The 18,845-nt window shown below is 73.4% G+C and carries 16 protein-coding genes and 1 tRNA gene; 9 read left to right on the top strand and 8 right to left on the bottom strand.

Going from position 1 to position 18,845, the window contains the following annotated elements:
• Positions 1-28 precede the first annotated feature (28 nt).
• The 5 genes from ACFRQN_RS21780 (at position 29) to hisN (ending at position 4,505) form a co-directional block, all read left to right on the top strand.
• Positions 29-754 (top strand): M50 family metallopeptidase, encoded by a 726-nt coding sequence (locus ACFRQN_RS21780; RefSeq protein WP_074001398.1) that lies wholly within the window; start codon positions 29-31, stop codon positions 752-754.
• Between the two features lie 68 nt (positions 755-822).
• On the top strand, positions 823-2,163 hold the full coding sequence (aroA, locus tag ACFRQN_RS21775; protein WP_049655060.1) for a 3-phosphoshikimate 1-carboxyvinyltransferase: 1,341 nt from the start codon (positions 823-825) through the stop codon (positions 2,161-2,163).
• A 15-nt stretch (positions 2,164-2,178) separates the two neighbouring features.
• Entirely contained in the window at positions 2,179-3,231 is a 1,053-nt protein-coding gene (rsgA, locus tag ACFRQN_RS21770) for a ribosome small subunit-dependent GTPase A (protein ID WP_049655059.1), read from the top strand.
• Between the two features lie 134 nt (positions 3,232-3,365).
• On the top strand, positions 3,366-3,689 hold the full coding sequence (locus ACFRQN_RS21765; protein ID WP_074001397.1) for a multidrug efflux SMR transporter: 324 nt from the start codon (positions 3,366-3,368) through the stop codon (positions 3,687-3,689).
• Positions 3,690-3,707: 18 nt separating this feature from the next.
• On the top strand, positions 3,708-4,505 hold the full coding sequence (gene hisN / locus ACFRQN_RS21760; RefSeq protein WP_049655055.1) for a histidinol-phosphatase: 798 nt from the start codon (positions 3,708-3,710) through the stop codon (positions 4,503-4,505).
• A 90-nt stretch (positions 4,506-4,595) separates the two neighbouring features.
• Here the strand turns inward: hisN and ACFRQN_RS21755 are convergent, their stop codons facing one another.
• Entirely contained in the window at positions 4,596-6,071 is a 1,476-nt protein-coding gene (locus tag ACFRQN_RS21755; protein ID WP_074001396.1) for a catalase, read from the bottom strand.
• A 104-nt stretch (positions 6,072-6,175) separates the two neighbouring features.
• Here ACFRQN_RS21755 and ACFRQN_RS21750 point away from each other — a divergent pair, with 104 nt between their 5' ends.
• Positions 6,176-6,589 (top strand): Fur family transcriptional regulator, encoded by a 414-nt coding sequence (locus ACFRQN_RS21750; RefSeq protein WP_049655052.1) that lies wholly within the window; start codon positions 6,176-6,178, stop codon positions 6,587-6,589.
• A gap of 79 nt (positions 6,590-6,668) precedes the next feature.
• Here the strand turns inward: ACFRQN_RS21750 and ACFRQN_RS21745 are convergent, their stop codons facing one another.
• From ACFRQN_RS21745 to ACFRQN_RS21735, 3 genes are all read right to left on the bottom strand, one after another.
• Positions 6,669-8,645, bottom strand: coding sequence for a tetratricopeptide repeat protein (locus ACFRQN_RS21745; RefSeq protein WP_220450059.1), 1,977 nt, complete (start codon positions 8,643-8,645; stop codon positions 6,669-6,671).
• 378 nt (positions 8,646-9,023) lie between these two features.
• Positions 9,024-9,097 (bottom strand) — tRNA-Met (locus ACFRQN_RS21740).
• Between the two features lie 76 nt (positions 9,098-9,173).
• The gene (locus tag ACFRQN_RS21735; RefSeq protein ID WP_074001563.1) at positions 9,174-12,134 is read right to left on the bottom strand and encodes a UPF0182 family protein; all 2,961 of its coding nucleotides are present in this window, start codon (positions 12,132-12,134) and stop codon (positions 9,174-9,176) included.
• Positions 12,135-12,381: 247 nt separating this feature from the next.
• On the opposite strand from ACFRQN_RS21735, the gene ACFRQN_RS21730 reads away from it, so the two are divergent.
• Positions 12,382-12,954 (top strand): PPA1309 family protein, encoded by a 573-nt coding sequence (locus ACFRQN_RS21730; RefSeq protein ID WP_049655907.1) that lies wholly within the window; start codon positions 12,382-12,384, stop codon positions 12,952-12,954.
• 150 nt (positions 12,955-13,104) lie between these two features.
• Here the strand turns inward: ACFRQN_RS21730 and ACFRQN_RS21725 are convergent, their stop codons facing one another.
• From ACFRQN_RS21725 to ACFRQN_RS21710, 4 genes are all read right to left on the bottom strand, one after another.
• Positions 13,105-14,214 (bottom strand): PDZ domain-containing protein, encoded by a 1,110-nt coding sequence (locus ACFRQN_RS21725; RefSeq protein WP_049655905.1) that lies wholly within the window; start codon positions 14,212-14,214, stop codon positions 13,105-13,107.
• Positions 14,215-14,256: 42 nt separating this feature from the next.
• On the bottom strand, positions 14,257-14,430 hold the full coding sequence (locus ACFRQN_RS21720; RefSeq protein WP_234348548.1) for a hypothetical protein: 174 nt from the start codon (positions 14,428-14,430) through the stop codon (positions 14,257-14,259).
• A gap of 285 nt (positions 14,431-14,715) precedes the next feature.
• Positions 14,716-15,156, bottom strand: coding sequence for a molybdenum cofactor biosynthesis protein MoaE (locus tag ACFRQN_RS21715; RefSeq protein ID WP_234348547.1), 441 nt, complete (start codon positions 15,154-15,156; stop codon positions 14,716-14,718).
• 173 nt (positions 15,157-15,329) lie between these two features.
• Positions 15,330-16,490, bottom strand: a complete 1,161-nt coding sequence (locus tag ACFRQN_RS21710; protein WP_107086545.1) for an NAD-dependent epimerase/dehydratase family protein — start codon at positions 16,488-16,490, stop codon at positions 15,330-15,332.
• A 198-nt stretch (positions 16,491-16,688) separates the two neighbouring features.
• Between ACFRQN_RS21710 and ACFRQN_RS21705 the strand changes: the two genes are divergently transcribed.
• Together ACFRQN_RS21705 and ACFRQN_RS21700 are read left to right on the top strand one after the other, a co-directional pair.
• A complete protein-coding gene (locus ACFRQN_RS21705; RefSeq protein ID WP_074001562.1) occupies positions 16,689-18,212 on the top strand; it encodes a zinc-dependent metalloprotease in 1,524 nt (507 codons plus the stop codon).
• Entirely contained in the window at positions 18,209-18,808 is a 600-nt protein-coding gene (locus ACFRQN_RS21700; protein WP_049660410.1) for an NUDIX hydrolase, read from the top strand. The genes ACFRQN_RS21705 and ACFRQN_RS21700 overlap by 4 nt, the downstream gene beginning before the upstream one ends.
• Positions 18,809-18,845 lie beyond the last annotated feature (37 nt).

Genomic DNA, 18,845 nt, shown 5'->3' with positions numbered 1-18,845 from the left:
TACGACGGACGGAGGCGGAGAGACCCCGATGAACGCGAACGACCAGACCCTCGGCGACCTGTGGAACCAGGTGACCGGCACCCAGGCCGCCCCGCCCGGCTGGCTGGTCCTGGCCACCGGCGCCGCCGCCCTGCTCACCGTCCTGGCCCGCCCGCTCTGGCACGTCGCCCGCAACGCCGTGACCATCGCCCACGAGGGCGGCCACGGCCTGATCGCCCTGGTCACCGGCCGCAAACTGGCCGGCATCCGGCTGCACTCGGACACCTCCGGACTCACCCTCTCCTACGGCCGCCCCACCGGCCCCGGCATGGTCCTCACCGCCGCCGCCGGCTACACCGCCCCCGCCCTGCTCGGCCTCGGCTGCGCCGCCCTGCTCGCCGCCGACCGGATCACCCTGCTGCTCTGGCTGGCGATCGTGCTGCTGCTCGCCCTGCTCCTGCGCATCCGCAACGCCTTCGGCTTCCTCACCGTGCTGGTCGCCGGCGGCGCCTTCTTCCTGGTCTCCTGGTTCGGCAGCGCCGAGGTCCAGGCCGGCTTCGCCTACCTCGGCTGCTGGTTCCTGCTCCTCGGCGCCGTCCGCCCCGTCCTGGAGCTCCAGCACCAGCGCCGGATCGGCTGGGCCCGCGACTCCGACGCCGACCAGCTCGCCCGGCTCACCCACGTCCCCGCCCTCGCCTGGGTCACCGTCTTCCTGCTCGTCGCCCTCGCCTGCCTCGCCCTCGGCGCCGCCTGGCTGCTCCAGCCCCTGCAGTGAGCCCACCGGGCCTCCCGCCGCCCGGCCGCGCGCCGAGAACGTTCCCGTACGGCCCCTAGACTTGCCCCATGACCGAGACCCTGTGGCCCGCCCCCGTCGCGACCAGCCCCGTCGACGCCACCGTCACCATCCCCGGCTCCAAGTCGGTCACCAACCGGGCCCTGGTGCTGGCGGCCCTCGCCGACGGGCCGGGCTGGGTGCGGCGCCCGCTGCGCAGCCGCGACTCCCAGCTGATGGCCGACGGCCTGCGCGCCCTCGGGGTCACCATCGAGGAGAAGGTCAACAACGACTCCGGCGGCACCGGCGGCGGCGAGGCCTGGCGGGTCATCCCCGCCCCCGCGCTGCTCGGCCCCGCCTCGGTCGACGTCGGCAACGCCGGCACCGTGATGCGCTTCCTGCCCCCGCTGGCCGTCCTGGCCGACGGCCCGGTGCACTTCGACGGCGACCCGCGCTGCTACGAGCGCCCCCAGCACGGCGTGATCAACGCCCTGCGCGCGCTCGGCGCCCGGATCGAGGACGGCGGCCGCGGCGCCTTCCCGCTGACGGTGCACGGCACCGGCTCGCTGGACGGCGGCCCGGTCGAGCTGGACGCCTCCTCCTCGTCCCAGTTCGTCTCCGCCCTGCTGCTCTCCGGCGCCCGGTACAACCACGGCATCGAGGTCCGCCACGTCGGCGGCCCGGTCCCGTCGCTGCCGCACATCCGGATGACCGTGGAGATGCTGCGGCTGGCCGGCGCCCAGGTCGACGCCCCCGAGGACGGCGGCGAGAAGGACGTCTGGCGGGTCACCCCGGGCGCCGTGATCGGCCGCGACCTGGTGGTCGAGCCGGACCTCTCCAACGCCGCGCCGTTCTTCGGCGCCGCGTTGGTCACCGGCGGCCGGGTCACCGTGCGGGACTGGCCCAAGCACACCTCCCAGCCCGGTGACCAGCTGCGCGAGATCTACACCCGGATGGGTGGCGCCTGCGAGTTCACCGACGAGGGCCTGCAGTTCACCGGCACCGGCCGGATCCACGGCATCGAGGCCGACCTGCACGACGTCGGCGAGCTCACCCCGGTGATCGCCGCCGTCGCCGCGCTCGCCGACTCCGAGTCCCACCTGTACGGCATCGCGCACCTGCGCCTGCACGAGACGGACCGGCTCGCCGCGCTCGCCAAGGAGATCAACGACCTGGGCGGCGACGTCACGGAGACCGAGGACGGTCTGCGGATCCGCCCGCGCCCGCTGCACGGGGGCGTCTTCCACACCTACGAGGACCACCGCCTCGCCACCGCCGCCGCCGTCCTCGGCCTCGCCGTCCCCGGCGTGGAGGTCGAGAACGTGGCCACCACCGCCAAGACCCTGCCCGACTTCCCGGGGATGTGGGCCGAACTGCTCGGCGAAGCGGCGGAAGCGACGGCGGGCGTCTGAGCGGAGACTGAGCACATGCGCCGCTACGGCAAGGACGCCGACGAGGACGACATCCGCAACCGCCCCGCCCGCCGGGGGTCCCGGCCGCGGACCCGGATCCGGCCCAAGCACGAGGACGCCGCCGAGGCGATGGTGCTGACCGTCGACCGCGGCCGGGTCACCTGCCTGGTCGACCCGGGGACGAAGCAGGAGCGCGAGGTCGTCGCCATGAAGGCCCGCGAGCTGGGCCGCAAGGGCGTCGTCGTCGGCGACATGGTCAATCTGGTCGGGGACCTCTCCGGGGACGCCGACACCCTGGCCCGGATCGTCCGGGTCGAGGAGCGCGGCTCGGTCCTGCGGCGCACGGCGGACGACGACGACCCGTACGAGCGGATCGTGGTCGCCAACGCCCAGCAGCTGGCGATCGTCACCGCCCTGGCCGACCCGGAGCCGCGCCCCCGGCTGATCGACCGCTGCCTGGTGGCGGCCTACGACGCGGGCATGGAGCCGCTGCTGGTGCTCACCAAGTCCGACCTCGCGCCGGCCTCGACGCTGCTGGACTCGTACGCCCCGCTGGGCATCACGTACGTGGTCACCCGCCGCGACGAGCTGGAGACCACCGGCGCCGAGGCCGTCCGCGAGCACCTGCGCGGGCTGTCCACGGTGTTCATCGGCCATTCGGGCGTCGGCAAGACCACCCTGGTCAACGCGCTCGTCCCGGACCGCCAGCGGCAGACCGGGCGCGTCAACGCGGTGACCGGCCGCGGCCGGCACACCACCGTCTCCGCCCTGGCGCTGCGGCTGCCCCCGCCGCCCGGCGCCAAGCCGGGCTCGAAGAAGGCGCTGAACCCCGGCTGGGTGATCGACACGCCCGGCTTCCGCTCCTTCGGCCTCTCGCACATCGACCCGTCCCGGGTCATCCTCGCCTTCCCCGACCTGGAGCCCGGCACCGTCGACTGCCCGCGCGCGTGCAGCCACGACGAGCCGGACTGCGCGCTGGACGCCTGGGTCGCCGAGGGCCACGCCGAGGCCGCCCGGCTCTACTCGCTGCGCCGGCTGCTGGCCAGCAAGGAGGGCGAGCTCGACTGAGCCCGGCCGGGCCGGGCCCGTCCCCGGGTTCGGGGCCGGTGGCCCGTTCGAGGTGTCGGAGCGGGCTCACCTGGCGATCATAGGAAGGTCGGACCGTACCCGGTCCGACCCCCGATCGACAGGGAGGGCACGCGATGGCATGGGCCCTGGTGGTCCTGGCCGGCCTGCTGGAGACCGGCTTCGCGATCAACCTCAAGCTCAGCGAGGGTTTCACCAGGCTCTGGCCCACCATCAGCTTCTGCGTGTTCGCCCTCGGCAGCTTCGGTCTGCTCACCCTCTCGCTGAAGACCCTGCCGGTCGGCCCCGCCTACGCGGTGTGGACGGGCATCGGCGCGGCCGGCACCGCGATCTACGGCATGGTCTTCCTGGACGAGACCAGTTCGGTCCTCAAGCTGGTCTCGATCTCGCTGGTGATCGCCGGCGTCATCGGCCTCCAGCTCAGCGGCACGGCCCACTGAGCGGCTAGGGTTTCGGGCATGGCCGATTACCACGACGACCTCCGACTCGCCCATGTCCTCGCCGACTCGGCCGACTCGGTCACCCTGGAGCGCTTCCGCGCCCTCGACCTGAAGGTCGAGACCAAGCCCGACCTCACCCCGGTGAGCGACGCCGACAAGGCCGCCGAGGAGCTGGTGCGGAGCGTGCTCCAGCGCGCCCGCCCGCGCGACGCCGTCCTCGGCGAGGAGTTCGGCCTCCAGGGCTCGGGCCCGCGCCGCTGGGTGATCGACCCGATCGACGGCACCAAGAACTACATCCGCGGCGTCCCGGTCTGGGCCACCCTGATCGCCCTGCTGGAGGACGGCCCGGACGGCGTCGAGCGCCCGGTGGTCGGCATGGTCTCCGCCCCCGCGCTCCAGCGCCGCTGGTGGGCGGCCAAGGGCCTCGGGGCGTTCGGCGGCCGCAGCCTGGCCAAGGCCTCCCGGCTGCACGTCTCCGGCGTCTCCCGGATCGAGGACGCGTCCTTCTCCTACTCCTCGCTCACCGGCTGGGAGGAGCGCGGGCGCCTCGACCCGTTCCTGGACCTCACCCGCGCCTGCTGGCGCACCCGCGCCTACGGCGACTTCTGGTCCTACATGATGGTCGCCGAGGGCGCCGTCGACATCGCCGCCGAGCCCGAGCTGTCGCTGTGGGACATGGCGGCCAACTGCATCATCGTCGAGGAGGCCGGCGGCCGCTTCACCGGTCTGGACGGCGTCCCCGGCCCCGGCGGCGCCGACGCCGTCGCCTCCAACGGCCTGCTGCACGAGGAGGCCCTGCGCCGGCTGGGCGTCTGAGCCGGATCCTCGGGCCGAGGCGTGCGCGGGCCCCGGTGACCTGTGGGAGCAGGTCACCGGGGCCCGCCGTTCTCGCCCGGGTGCGCGGGGCTACTGCTTGCGCAGCTCCCGGACCGCCGCGTCCAGCCGCTGCCCGAAGTCGGCGTCGGCCTTGCGGAAGTTGTCGACCGCCCGCTCCACGATGTCCTCGCGGTCGGCCGAGACCTTGGCGATGAAGCCCGCCAGGTTGGCGACCAGGCGCTGCTTCTCCTCCTCGGAGAACAGCCGGTAGAGGTCGCCGGCCTGCACGAAGTCGTCGTCCTCGGCGTGCGAGGGCGCGACGTGGTTGCCGGTGAGGCCGTCGACGGCGGTCGCGGCCCACAGCGGACGGCCGGTCTGCACCGGGCCGCCGAAGCTGTTCGGCTCGTAGTTCTTCTGCCGGCCGTGGCGGCCGTCGTACAGGTAGCCGTCCCGGCTGTTGGTACGGGCCTCGGTGGCGTGCGGACGGTTCACCGGCAGGTGGTCGGCGTTGATGCCGACCCGGTAGCGGTGGGCGTCGGCGTACGCGAACAGGCGGCCCTGGAGCATCTTGTCCGGGGACGGGCCGATGCCGGGCACGAAGTGCGCCGGGGAGAAGACCGACTGCTCGACCTCGGCGAAGACGTTGTCGGGGTTGCGGTTGAGCTCCAGCTTCCCGATCTCGATCGGCGGGTAGTCGGCGTGCGGCCAGACCTTGGTCAGGTCGAAGGGGTTGAAGCGGTAGTTCGCCGCGTCGGCCGCCGGCATGATCTGGACCTGCACCGTCCAGCTGGGGAACTCGCCGCGCTCGATCGACTCGCGCAGGTCTCGCTGGTGGCTGTCCGGGTCCTCGCCGGCGAGGGTGTTGGCCTCGGCCTGGGTGAGGTTGCGGATGCCCTGGTCGGTCTTGAAGTGGTACTTGACCCAGAAGTGCTCGCCGGCCTCGTTCTGCCACTGGTAGGTGTGCGAGCCGTAGCCGTTCATGTGCCGGTACGAGGCCGGGATGCCGCGGTCGCCGAACAGCCAGGTCACCTGGTGGGTGGCCTCGGGCGACAGGCCCCAGAAGTCCCAGACGTTGTCCGCCTCCTGCGAGCCGGTGTACGGGTCGCGCTTCTGGGTGTGGATGAAGTCGGGGAACTTGATGGCGTCCTTGATGAAGAACACCGGGGTGTTGTTGCCGACGAGGTCGTAGTTGCCCTCCTCGGTGTAGAACTTCAGCGCGAAGCCGCGCGGGTCGCGCACCGCGTCGGCCGCGCCGAGGTTGCCCGCCACCGTGGAGAAGCGCAGGAACGTCTCGGTCTGCTTGCCGACCTCGGAGAGGAACGCCGCCCGGGTCCAGGGCGTCAGGTCGGCGGTCACGGTGAAGGTGCCGTACGCGCCGGCGCCGCGGGCGTGCACCACGCGCTCCGGGATCCGCTCGCGGTTGAAGTGCGCGAGCTTCTCGAACAGCAGCTGGTCCTGGATGAGCGCCGGGCCCCCGGGGCCCGCCGTCTCGGTGTTCTGGTTGTCGGCGACGGGGGCACCCGCCTCCGTGGTCAGGGTCGGGCGCAGCTCGTCCTGGGTCGTCATGGGAGTGCCTCCGCGGTATCCGGTCGTGATGACACGATCCTAACTTGGACTTTGTCCAAGTCAATACTGGAACCAATCTCGGAGGGTGACCTACTCTGGAGGGCATGAGCGACCTGCTGGAGAGACTGCGCGCGAGAGGCTGGCGGCTGACCTCGCAGCGCCGGGTCGTGGCCGAGGTCCTGGACGGCGAACACGTCCACCTCACCGCGGACGAGGTGCACGCCCGCGCGACGACCCGACTGCCGGAGATCAGCCGCGCCACCGTCTACAACACGCTCGGCGAACTCGTCGCCCTCGGCGAGGTCCTGGAGGTCGCCGCCGACGGCCGCGCCAAGCGCTACGACCCCAACGCCCACCGCGCCCACCAGCACCTGATCTGCTCGGGCTGCGGCGCGATCCGCGACGTCCAACCGCAGGGCGACCCGCTCGCCGCCCTCCCCGCCGCCGAGCGCTTCGGCTTCACCGTCACCGCCGCCGAGGTCACCTACCGCGGCCTGTGCCCGAACTGCCGCCCCTAGCCCGCCGGTTGCCCCCTGCCTCCCGGCTACCCCCAGCCGCCCCGGCCGAACCGCCGCCCCCAGCCGCCCGGTTGCCCCGCTACGCGCTCAACTCCGCGTTCAGCGCGCCCAGCAGCCGCCCGGCCCGCTCCGCCACCTCGGCCGGCCCGGAGTCGATCGCCCGCCGGCACCAGTTCTCCGCCTGCATCGGCTCCCCCCGGCGCAGCGCCAGCAGCGCCAGGCGCAGCGCCGCCCGGCCGTGCCCGGCGTCGGCGGCCCGGGTGTACCAGAGCATCGCCTCGGCCTCGCTGTCCTGCCGGGCCAGCAGCAGCCCCAGGTTGAACGCGGCACTGCGGCTGCCCGCCTCGGCGGCCCGCCGGTACCAGCTCTCGGCGATCTCCAGCGCCCCGCGCTCGGCCGCCCGCACACCCATCCGCACCTGCGCCCGGCGGTGCCCGGCGTCGGCCGCCAGCGCGTACCAGTGCTCGGCCTCGGCGTCCGCGTCCCCGCGCCGGTCCAGCAGCGAGGCCAGCCGGAACGCGCCCTCGGCCGAGCCGCCGGCCGCCGCCTGCCGGTAGCGCTCCAGCGCCCCGCCCAGGTTGCCGCGCTGCTCCTGGACGACCGCGAGCTGCAGGGCCGCCTCGCCGTGCCCCTCGGCCGCGGCCCGCGCGTACCACTCCTGGGCCTGCTGCTGCTCGCCGCGCCCGGCGTGCAGCACACCGAGGTTGAACGCCCCGTCCACGCTGCCGGCCTCGGCCGCCTTGGAGAACCAGGGCTGGGCACCGGACTCGTCGCCGCGCTGCAGCAGCACCACGGCCAGCGCGTTGCAGGCCTCCCGGTGCCCGGCGTACGCGGCCCGGCGGTACCACTGCTCGGCCTGCTGCTCGCGACCGGTGCCGGCGCAGAGCAGGCCGAGGTTGAAGGCGCCGTTCTGGTCGCCCGCGTCCAGCGCGGCCCGGTACCAGCGCTCGGCCGCGGCGGCCTCGCCGCGGCTCGCGTGCAGCGCCCCCAGCGCGTTGGCGGCGTTGCCGTCCCCGGCCTCGGCGGCCTCCTGCCACCACTCGGCGGCGGCCGCCAGGTCCCCGGAGTCGCGCAGCAGGAAGCCCAGCGCGCAGGCCGCGCGCGGCTCCCCGTTCTGCGCGGCCTGCCGGTACCAGCGGGCCGCCTCGTCCAGCAGCGACCGGTCGGTGCGGGCCCGCTCCTCCAGCAGCACGCCCAGGCGCAGCGCGGCGCGGGCGTGGCTGCGGGCGGCGGCGGTGCGGTACCAGGTCTCGGCGGTCTCCTTGTCCCCGGCGGCCTCGCGCATCCGGGCCAGCCGGTAGGAGGCCTCCCGGTGCCCGGCGTCGGCGGAGACCTTGAACCAGCGCTCGGCGCGCACGTCCCGCCGGTGCTCCATCAGGTCGCCCAGGGCGTAGGCGCCCAGCGGGTGGCCGTGGTCGGCGGCGTAGTGCAGCCAGTACTCGGCGGCCTCCTCCTCGCCCTGGTCGCGCAGTTGCAGCCCGAGCGCGTGCGCGGCCGGCGCGCTGCCGGCCACGGCGGCCTGGCGCCACCACTGCCCGGCCTCGGCGCGGTGGCCCTGCTGGTGCAGCAGCACGCCCAGGTTGTTGGCGGCGGCGCGCACCCCGGCGGCCGCGGCGGCGCGCAGGTAGGGCTCGGCGTCCTCCAGTTCGCCGCGGCGCAGCAGCAGGGTGCCGAGCCGGCAGGCGGCGTCCGGGTCGCCACCGTCGGCGGCCTGCCGGTGGCGGGCCTCCAGCGCGGCGGACTCGCGGGCGGCGAGGGCGGTCTCGAAGCTGGTCGAGTCGAGGCCGGCCGGGTCGATCGCGGCGCCGGCGCCCGGCTCCCCGCCGGGCTGCTCCCCGTACGCGCCGACGGCGGCGGCGAACTGACGGGTCGACACGTGGACGAGGCTGTCGGGCCCGTAGCCCTGGGTCGGGGGGCGCTCGGACAGTCCGCTGGTGCGCTGGGCGGGCAGGGCTCCGGGGTGGTTGGCCGTGCGCTCGGCGCTCTCCGCCCAGGCGTCGGTGTCCGCCTCGGCGGCCGCCGAGGACCTGGCGCCTGACTTGCCGATCAGCCTCATGCCGACTCCCGCTCCCCCAGAGTGTCGCGGCATCGTGCCCCGGCGTGCGTCCGGGGGGACTCCCAGGGGAGGCGCCGGACCCGACGGCCGGTCAGCGGCCGCGCACCGTCCCCCATGTGTCCCATCGTCGCATCACCCAGTACCCGCGTACACCTGCCCCGGCCGAATTCCGGCGGGGCCGACCCGAAGCCGACGAAATTGCTTCGGCGCTTTGTCGATTTCCCGACACGTCAACCCCACAAACCCCGTTGCCGTCCTCCTTGGCGACGGTCGATAGTACCGGAGCGGTTCCCGCCGCTTCCGGACGAGAACGGCCCGGGAGCGGCGCGGGAAACACCAGAGGCCCGGAGGAAGAATCCTCCGGGCCTCTGGCCTTTGTAGCGGGGACAGGATTTGAACCTGCGACCTCTGGGTTATGAGCCCAGCGAGCTACCGAGCTGCTCCACCCCGCGTCGGTGGTTAAACCATAGCACGGGCGCGGGGTGGAACGGAAAACGGTTACCGCAGCTCAGCGGCCGCCTCCGCGGACTACGGCTGCGGGCTGGGCGATCCGCCGCCGGTGGCGCCCGGGGCGGGAGTGCCGGCCGGGGCCGGCGCCGGGCTGCCGCCACGGGCCGCCTCCGCGGCCTTCAGGGCGTCGCCGAGCGCCTTCTGGGCGTTGCCGTAGGCCACCCAGTCGCCGTTCTTGAACGCGGTCTGGCTGTCGCCGTACGCCTTCTCCGCATCCGAGAGCGCCTTCTGGAGCTCCGGCGAGATCGTCCCGCCCGGCGCCGGCGTCGCGGGCGCCGTCGGGGTGGTGGTCGGAGCGGTCCCGGTGCCCGGCGTGGACGGCACGATCGGGGTGGTCGACGGGGGCGCCCCGCCGAACACCTTCTTCAGCGCGGCCTCCAGGGTGTCCTCGAACGCCACGTTGTCGTCCCCGTACACCGCCAGGACCTTCTGCATCGTCGGGTACTTGGCACCGCGACCGCGCACGTACACCGGCTCGATGTTGAGCAGCCCGCCGCCGACCGGCAGGGTCAGCAGGTTGCCGTACTCCAGCTCGGCGTCCCCGCCGCTCTTCAGGGCGAAGATCTGGTTGGCCACCTCCTGGCGGGAGTTGAACTTCGACTGCACCAGGCCGGGGCCGGGGGCGCCGCTCTCGCCCGTCATCTTCAGGATGCGGATCTTCCCGTAGTCGTCCCCCGGGTCCGCGTTGACGGCCATGAAGGCCGCCAGGTTGGGCCGCTGGTTGGGCACGAAGGTGCTGGTGAGCGAGAAGTTCGCGGTGTTCGTGTCCGGCATCCGCACCGTCACGTAGTACGGCGGCTGGACCTGCTTGGTGTCGCTGCTCGGGTCCACCGGGACCTGCCAGATGTCACTGCCGTTGAAGAAGGAGTTGGCGTCGGTGACGTGGTACTGGCCGAGCAGGTCGCGCTGCACCTTGAACATGTCCTGCGGGTAGCGCAGGTGCGGCAGCAGCGTCTGCGGGATGTCCGCCTTCGGCTCGACGGTGCCCGGGAAGGCCTTCATCCAGGTCTTCAGGACCGGGTCCTTGTCGTCCCACTGGTAGAGCTTCACCTCGCCGGTGTAGGCGTCCACCGTGGCCTTGACCGAGTTGCGGATGTAGTTGACCTGGTTGGCGGCGGTCAGCAGCTCACCGCGCTGGTTGGTCAGCGAGTCCTTGGTGGCGGCGCCCAGCGTCGTCTTCGAGGAGAACGGGAAGCCGTCCGAGGTGGTGTAGCCGTCCAGCACCCAGACCACGCGGCCGTCCTGCACCACCGGGTACGGGTCGGCGTCGATCGACAGCCACGGCGCGACCTTCTCCACCCGCTCCTTCGGCGTGCGGTTGTAGATGACCTTGGCGCCGTCGGTGATGGCCCCCGCGTAGAGGATCTGCGGCTCCGTGAAGCGCACCGCGTACGCGGCCCGGGTCAGCGGGTTGTCCAGCGAGACGCCGCTGCCGCCGGAGTAGGTGTACTCGGCGTTCTGGCCGGTCTTGGGATCGGTGTAGTCGATCTCCTTGTTGGCGCCGCCGACGATCGAGTACGTAGTGGTCTTCTCGCCGTAGTAGATCCGCTGCTGGTAGTCGCCCAGCGTGCCGGTGGCCGGCAGGCCCGACTCGGTGAACACCGGCTGGCCCTTGTCGTCGACCTGGTTGCCCTTGGCGACCACCGCGCCGTAGCCGTGGGTGTACTTGAAGTGGTCGTTGATCCAGTTGCGCTGCACGCCGTTGAGGTCGAGCTCGCGCAGGCCGATCACGCTGTCCTGCTTGTCCTGCCCGGTGCCGTAGCGGTCCACGTCCAGCGTGTTCGGGAAGGCGTAGTAGTTGCGCTGCTGCTCCAGCGACTGGAACGCCGGCGAGACGACGTTCGGGTCCAGCAGCCGGATGTCCGCGATGGTCTGCGCGTCCGGCTTGAGCGCGTCGGCGTTGGTCGTGCCCTGCGGGGTGTACTGGGTGGTCTGCGCGTCCGCGATCCCGTACGCCTGGCGGGTGGCGTCGATGTTCTTCTGGATGTACGGCGTCTCCTTGGCCTGCTCGTTCGGCTTGACCTGGAACTGCTGCACGATCGCCGGGTACAGCCCGCCGATCAGCACCGCCGACAGCACCATCAGCCCCAGGCCGATCAGGGCCGGGGCCCAGGTGCGGCGGATCGGGGTCAGGAAGAACAGCACCGCGCAGATGATCGCGACGAAGAACAGGATGGTCTTGGCCGGCAGGAACGCGTTGGCGTCCACGTAGCGCAGACCCGTCCAGCCCGAGACGCCCTTGTACGAGCCGGTCTTCACCGCCAGCGCGTACCGGTCCAGCCAGTACGCGACGGCCTTCAGCAGCACGAACACGCCCAGCAGCACCGCCAGGTGCCCCTGCGCGCCCGCGCTCGCCCGGCGCCCCGGGCCCTGCAGCCGCAGCCCGCCGTACAGGTAGTGCACCAGCGCCGAGGTCAGCAGCGAGACGATCACCGCGCTGAACGCGAAGCCCAGCACGAACTCGTAGAACGGCAGGTCGAAGGCGTAGAACGAGACGTCCATGCCGAACTGCGAGTCCTTCTCACCGAAGGAGGTCGAGTTCGTCCACATCAGCCAGGTCCGCCACTGGCCCGAGGCCGCGGCGCCTGCCACCAGGCCGATCACCAGCGAGACCCCGATCAGCGCCCAGCGCTTGAACGGCGCCAGGCCCGACCGGTAGCGGTCCAGGCTCTGCTGCTCCACCGACATCGCCGACAGCGGCGGCCGCAGCCGGTGCGCCAGCCAGATGTTGAAGCCGACGATCACCGCCATCAGCAGGCCGAACACCCCGAACAGGCCGATCTTCGTCCACAGCTGGGTGGTGAACACCGAGGAGAAGTGGACCGACCTGAACCACAGCCAGTCCGTCCAGAAGCCCGCGAACATGACGAACAGCAGGAAGAGCACCGCGAGCACGCCCAGGGTCAGCAGGGCCACCCGCGCCCGCCGGGAGGGCGGGCCTACCCTGCGCCGGAAACCCGGCCCTGAGCGTTCGGGCATCTGGAAGACCACGGTGGCACCTCGGCTGTGTCGTCTGAAATGGGGTCGGTCGTCAGAGCAACTTAACCAGGCTTTGGCCGAGTTCCCACCGTTAGCAGACGGTTACGACGACCGCCCGCCGCCGGCCGTCCCCGCCACGGCTCCCCCGGCCCTCCCGACGGCCCGCGACAACCCCCGCGACGACCCCCCGACCGCCCCCGGCGGCCTTCCGGCGAGCGCGCCCCGCCCGGCGTGTGAGGATTGAGGCATGTCCGACGCGTCTGATCTGAACAACTCCCCCGACGACGTCTCCAAGCTCCCGGCCGCCACCCCGCTGACCCGGGCCGCGCTGGAGATCGACGAGTACGCCTCCACCCTCGGCTGGGACCTCCCGGCCCGGCTGTTCGCCCTGGTGGACAGCGCCGCCCTGCGCAAGGCCAACCCGAAGATCGCCAAGCAGCTCGGCCTCGCCGACGGCGACGAGCCCGGCCTGACCCCGATCGAGCAGGACGAGCTGCCGGCCGGCATGGAGCTCGACAAGTTCCTCGGCACCATCGCCTGGCCCGACTCCGTGGCCGGCTGCGCCCTGGTCGTCGAGCGCCTCATGCTGCCCCCGGGCGCCGAGCAGTCCCGCCCGCGCGGCGCCTCCGACGCCCAGCTCGCCGAGTGGGTGGCCAACCACCCCAAGCGCGAGGAGGTGCGGATCACCGCCGCGGTGCTCCGCGGCGGCAAGAAGGAGATCGCGCTGCGGCTGCGCTCCAAGGACGTCGCCCGCGAGGTGCTGACCGGCCCCGACCTGGTGCCCGGCCTGACCGACGCGCTGCTGGCGACCTTCGCCTGACGCCTTCCCGCCGACGTTCCCGGGCGGCCGCCCCGGCGGCTGCCCGGCAGGCCCCGTGCCGACGGCCCGACCGCTGCCCGGCGGCTGCCCGGTGACTACCCGGCCGCTGCTCGCCGACTGCCCGCCGACTGCCCGGCGACTGCCCGGCCGCTACTTGGCGGCGCAGGACGGCAGCGCGGAGGTCTGCCCGGAGCGGACCTGCTCCAGCGACTTCAGCGCGCTGTCCAGCGTGTCCGTCTTGATCAGGGTCAGCCCGGACGGGACGTTCTTGGTCGCCTCGGCGCAGTTCGAGGACGGGGTGAAGAAGTACTCGGCCCCGGCGTCCCGGGCGGCGATCAGCTTCATCGAGATGCCGCCGATCGGCCCGACCTTGCCGTCGTCGTCGATGGTCCCGGTGCCGGCCACGAACTTGCCGCCGGTGAGGTCGCCGCCCGGGGTGAGCTTGTCGATGATGCCGAGCGAGAACATCAGCCCGGCGCTCGGGCCGCCGACGTCCTGCAGCCCGATGTCGATCTGGAACGGGTAGGTGTGCCGGATCCCGGTGCCGATGCCCACCACCGCGAGCTCCGCCCGCTCGGCGGGGGCCTTCGGGTCGAGGTCCTTGGCCCGGACGGTCGGGACGGTGACGTCGGTCTTCCCGCCCGCCGTGGCGACGCCGTTCGCGTCCTTGACCCGCGGCACGACGGTGAAGACCGCCGACTCGCCCGGCTTGTGCTTGGTGACCGCCGCGACCACCTGCTCGACCGAGCCGGCCGGGACGCCGTCGACGGCCACGATCTGGTCGCCCGCGTGCAGCCGGCCCTCGGCCGGGGCGCCCGCGGTGACCGACTTCACGATCAGCTCGCTGCCGACCGGCACGCCCAGCTGCTTGAGCGCCGCGGTGCGGGCGCTGTCCTCGGAGGAGGCGAACTCCTCGGCGTTCTGCTTCTTGGCGTCCGCGTCCGACTGCCCCTTGGGGTAGACGTTGTCGTGCGGCACCACCAGCACGTCGTCCCGCAGCCAGCCGACCACCGCGTTGACCAGGCTGGGCTCGTACTTGGCCCCGGTGACCTGGACGGTGGTCATGTTGAGGTGCCCGGTCGTCGGGTACGACTCGTGCCCGCTGATGCTGATCACCGGCTTGCCGCCCTGGTTGCCGAGCGTGTTGTACGTCGGCCCCGGGCTCATCTCCGTGTACGGCACCTTCATCAGCACCGAGACGCAGAGCAGCGCTATGAGCAGCAGGGTGGCAGCGAGCATCGTCGCGGAGCGGCGTGGCATGCCTCGACAGTACGGGACGTGCCTGAAGCGGCGCCCGCCGGGCTACCGGCCGGAGCCCTCACCCGGGGCGGCGGCGCCCGCGGTGGTGCGTTCCATCGCGGCCATGAAGCGCCGGTGTTCGGCGAGTGAGGCCGGATCGCCGGTGGCCCGCGGGGCCCGCTGGGCCCACCCCGCCCAGAGGGCGGCGACCAGGACGGCGACAACCGGAATGATCAACCAGGCGAGCACACCCATACCAGCACTCCCAGCTCGTCGTGTCTATGAGCAGATTAACCACTCCGGCGGACAACGCGGCCGGCGCCGTCCGGGTTACGGGACGGCCGATCGGCTCACTTCCAGGGAGTATTCGGAGCGCCGGCACGGACCCGTTGGAGTGAGACCGCGGCGCGCCTGACCCGACGGACGCGCGAGGTGTGCGGTTCGGTTCCGACCGGCTCGGTGCCCCCGCGTCCGGTTCCGTGCCGTCCGGTCCGGTCCGGTTCCGTCGGGTCCGGGCCGGCCTCAGCAGTTGCCGGCGCCGACCCACTCCTCCGCGCCGTCGGAGAAGACCTGGTGCTTCCAGATCGGCACCTCGTGCTTGAGATCGTCGATCAGCCGGCGGGCGGCCGCGAAGGCCTCGCCGCGGTGGGCGCAGGAGACGGCGACGATCACGGCCTTGTCGGTGATCTCCAGCCGGCCCACCCGGTGGACCGCGGCCAGCGCCCGGACCGGGAAGTCCGCGGTCACCTTCTCGGCGACCCGGCGCAGCTCCTGCTCGGCGGTGGGGTGGCAGCTGTACTCCAGCGCGGAGACCGACTTGCCGCCGTCGTGGTCCCGGACCGTCCCGACGAAGACGGTGGTGCCGCCGGCCGCGTCGTCGCCGACCGCCTCGTACACCTCGTCCAGCGAGAGCGGGGTGTCGCGGATGGCGAGCAGGCGGATGGGGTCGTGGTTGTCGGACATGACCCCATGATTCCCCATCCGGGACGCTCCGGGGCAAGTGCTTTCCGCACCGCGGTTCCGGAATTTCGCATCGTGAGAAATCGAGGGAGAGCGCCGCCCGCCGGCCGGGCCCCGCCGTCCGGCACCGGCCGATCGGGACCGGCACTCAGGACCGGCCGATCGGGACCGGCCGCTCAGAACCGCCGCCGCTTGCGGGCCCGGCGCACCAGCGCCGCCGTACCGACCAGCGCCACCGTCGCCCCGGCCGCCCCCAGGCTGGTCGCCGCCTCCTTGCCGCCCAGCCGGCGCCCGGCCACCGCGTGCTTGCCGGACACCTGCTCCAGCAGCTCGGCCAGCACCTGCTCGTTGGTGTGCGCCGGGCGCCAGCCCGCCTCGTGCAGCCGGCTGCCGGACACCACCCACGGGTACATCGTGTACGCCAGGTCCCCGGCCGGGGCCGGGGTCAGGCCCAGCCGGTGCAGCCGCGCGGCCGTACCGAGCGCCAGCGAGGCCGGCAGCTCCATCCGCCGGATCCCGGACAGCCGCTCCACGTCCTCCTGCTCCAGCCAGCCGTCGCAGCCGACCGTCACCTCGCCCTCGACCAGGCCCAGCGCCGCGTACTCCAGCGCCGCCGCCAGGTCGTCCACGTGGCAGAACTGCCAGCACGGCCGGGAGCCGGCCACCACCAGCAGCCGGGGCGCCTCGAAGTGCCGGGTCAGCACGGTGTCCACGCCGGGGCCCACCACCACGGCCGGGCGCAGCACCGTCACCTGCAGGCCCGGGTGGGCGCGCGGTGCCCGGCGGGCCAGCCGCTCGATCTCCAGCAGGTCCCCGACCAGCGAGGCCTCCTCGGTGGCCCGCAGCTCGGAGTCCTCGGCCAGCGGCACCTCGTTGTCGGCCAGCGCGCCGTAGACCATCGCCGAGGTGCACAGCACCACGCGGTGCACCCCGGCGGCCGCGGCCGCGGTCAGCACCGTCTGGGCGCCGCGCACGTTGTAGGCGCTGCGGGCCCGGGCGTCCGACTCCATGCCGAAGTCCATCGCCAGGTGCACCACCACGTCGACCCCGGCCAGCCGCTCGGCCACCGCCGGGTCGCGCACGTCGAGGACCCGCCACTGCACGCCCGGCACGTCGCCGCGCCGGTCGTCCACCGCGAGGACCTTCCGCACGTGCGGCGAGGCCACCAGCCGGGCGGCGACCCGCTCGCCCAGTACCCCCGCGGCGCCCGTGACCGCCACGGTCAGCGGCCGTCCGCCGTAGGCTGGAGGCGGCGACGCCGTGGTGTCCGACGCGTCCTCTCCTCCGGTCTCTCCTCCGGTCAGCCCAGAGCGAACGTCCGAGGGCGGGGAACTCACCGGCCATCCTCCACGGTTAGCTTTATGTGCGTACGGACGTGTGTCACGTACGTCCATCCTGCCCGAGGCGAAGGCCCGGTGGTGCACCCGGCGCGGGCCTGCCGCGCGGGAGCCGCCCCAAGTCCCCCACTCCGCCGCCGCCCCGGGCGCAGACTTTCCCGCCACACCCGCATGACGGCCGACCGGATCGAGGACCCCGTGAGCGACCTTCCCTTCGGATTCGGCGTTCCGCCAGAGGAGCCCGAGGACGGCAAGGCCAAGCCCGACGACGCGCAGAAGAAGAAGGACCAGGAGCAGTCCGACAGCGGCCCCCAGCCGTTCGGCTTCGGGAGCGGCAACCCCTTCGGTGCGCTCTTCGGCATGCCCGGCGCCCCGGGCGGCCCCGGCGGCGCCGGTGCCGACAACCCCTTCGCCGCGATGTTCGGCGGCATGAACCCGGGCGACCTCGGCGCCGCCTTCCAGCAGCTCGGCCAGATGCTCTCCTTCGAGGGCGGCCCGGTGAACTGGGACCTCGCCACGAACATCGCCCGCCAGACCGTCGTCGCCGAGCCCGCCGAGGGCAAGAGCAAGGACCGCTCGGTCAGCGCGGCCGAGCGCTCCGCCGTCGCCGAGGCCGTCCGCCTGGCCGACCTGTGGCTCGACGGCTCCACCGAGTTCCCCTCCGGCGCCGGCACCGCCGTCGCCTGGAGCCGCGCCGAGTGGATCGAGGCCACCCTCCCGGTCTGGAAGGACCTGGTGGACCCGGTCGCCGAGCGGGTCGGCAACGCCATGGGCGGCGTCCTGCCCGAGGAGATGCAGGCCATGGCCGGCCCGCTGATGGGCGTGATGCGCTCGATGGGCGGCGCCATGTTCGGCACCCAGATCGGCCAGGCGCTCGGCGCGCTCGCCGGCGAGGTGGTCGGCTCCGCCGACATCGGCCTGCCGCTCGCCCCGGCCGGCAAGGCCGCGCTGCTGCCGCAGAACGTCGCCGAGTTCGGCGAGGGCCTGAGCGTGCCCGCCGACGAGGTCCGGCTCTACCTCGCCCTGCGCGAGGCCGCCCACCAGCGGCTCTTCGCCCACGTGCCGTGGCTGCGGGCCCACCTGCTGGGCGCCGTCGAGGCCTACGCGCGCGGCATCAAGGTCGACACCTCCCGGATGGAGGAGCTGGTCGGCCAGCTCGACCCCACCAACCCGGAGGCGCTCCAGGAAGCGCTGGCCGGCGGCCTGCTCCAGCCCGAGGACACCCCCGAGCAGAAGGCCGCGCTCGCCCGCCTGGAGACGGCGCTCGCGCTGGTCGAGGGCTGGGTCGACGCCGTCGTGCACGCCGCCGCCGAGCCGCACCTGCCGCAGTCCGGCGCGCTGCGCGAGACCGTCCGCCGCCGCCGCGCGGCCGGTGGGCCCGCCGAGCAGACCTTCGCCACCCTGGTCGGCCTGGAGCTGCGCCCGCGCCGGCTGCGCGACGCCTCCCGGCTCTGGGCGCTGCTCGCCGACGCCCGCGGCATCGAGGGCCGCGACGCGCTCTGGGAGCACCCGGACATGCTGCCCACCGCCGCCGACCTGGACGACCCGGACGCCTTCGTCCACCGGGGCTCCGCCGACGACCTGGAGGGCGGCATCGACTTCGACGCGCTCGACAAGCTGCTCGGCGAGGCCGCGGCCGGCAAGCCCGACCTCACCAAGAAGGACGAGCAGCCGAAGACCGACGAGGACGGCACCGACGGGAAGGGCGAGCCCACCGCATGACGGCCACCGAGACGCCCGCCACCGAGACCTCCTCCGGCCTGCACGCGGACGCCGTCCGCGCGCTGAGCGGGTGGCGGCCCGCCGACCAGGACCAGGAGCGGCTGCGGCTCGACTACCTGGAGCACCTCGCCGCGCGGCCCGACGGCCTGTACCGCTCCTGCCTGCCCGCGCACATCACCGCGAGCGCGGCGGTCGTCGACCCGGCCGCCGGGCGGGTGCTGCTGACCCTGCACCCCAAGGTCGGCATGTGGCTCCAGATGGGCGGGCACTGCGAGCCCGGCGACCGCGACCTCGCCTCGGCCGCGCTGCGCGAGGCCGTCGAGGAGTCCGGCATCCCCGACCTGGTGCTGCTGGAGAGCGGCGGCACCCCGGTGCCGGCCAAGCTGGACCGGCACCTGGTGCGCTGCGCCGGCAAGGACCGGCCGGAGAACACCCACCTGGACGTCCAGTACATCGCGCTGGCCCCGGCCGGTGCCCAGGCGCTGATCAGCGAGGAGTCGCTGGACCTGCGCTGGTTCGACTACGACCGGCTGCCGGAGCTCACCGACCACTCGGTGCGCGACCTGGTGGCCCGGGCACGGCAGCTGACCGGCTGAGGTGCGACACCGGAAGGGGGCGCGGGCCTATTTTTCA

It is taken from the genome of Kitasatospora sp. NPDC056800, from assembly GCF_042789775.1.
Classification (GTDB): Bacteria; Actinomycetota; Actinomycetes; order Streptomycetales; family Streptomycetaceae; genus Kitasatospora.
The sequence above is the reverse complement of the archived record's forward strand: the minus strand, read 5'-3'. Positions and strand labels throughout refer to the sequence as shown.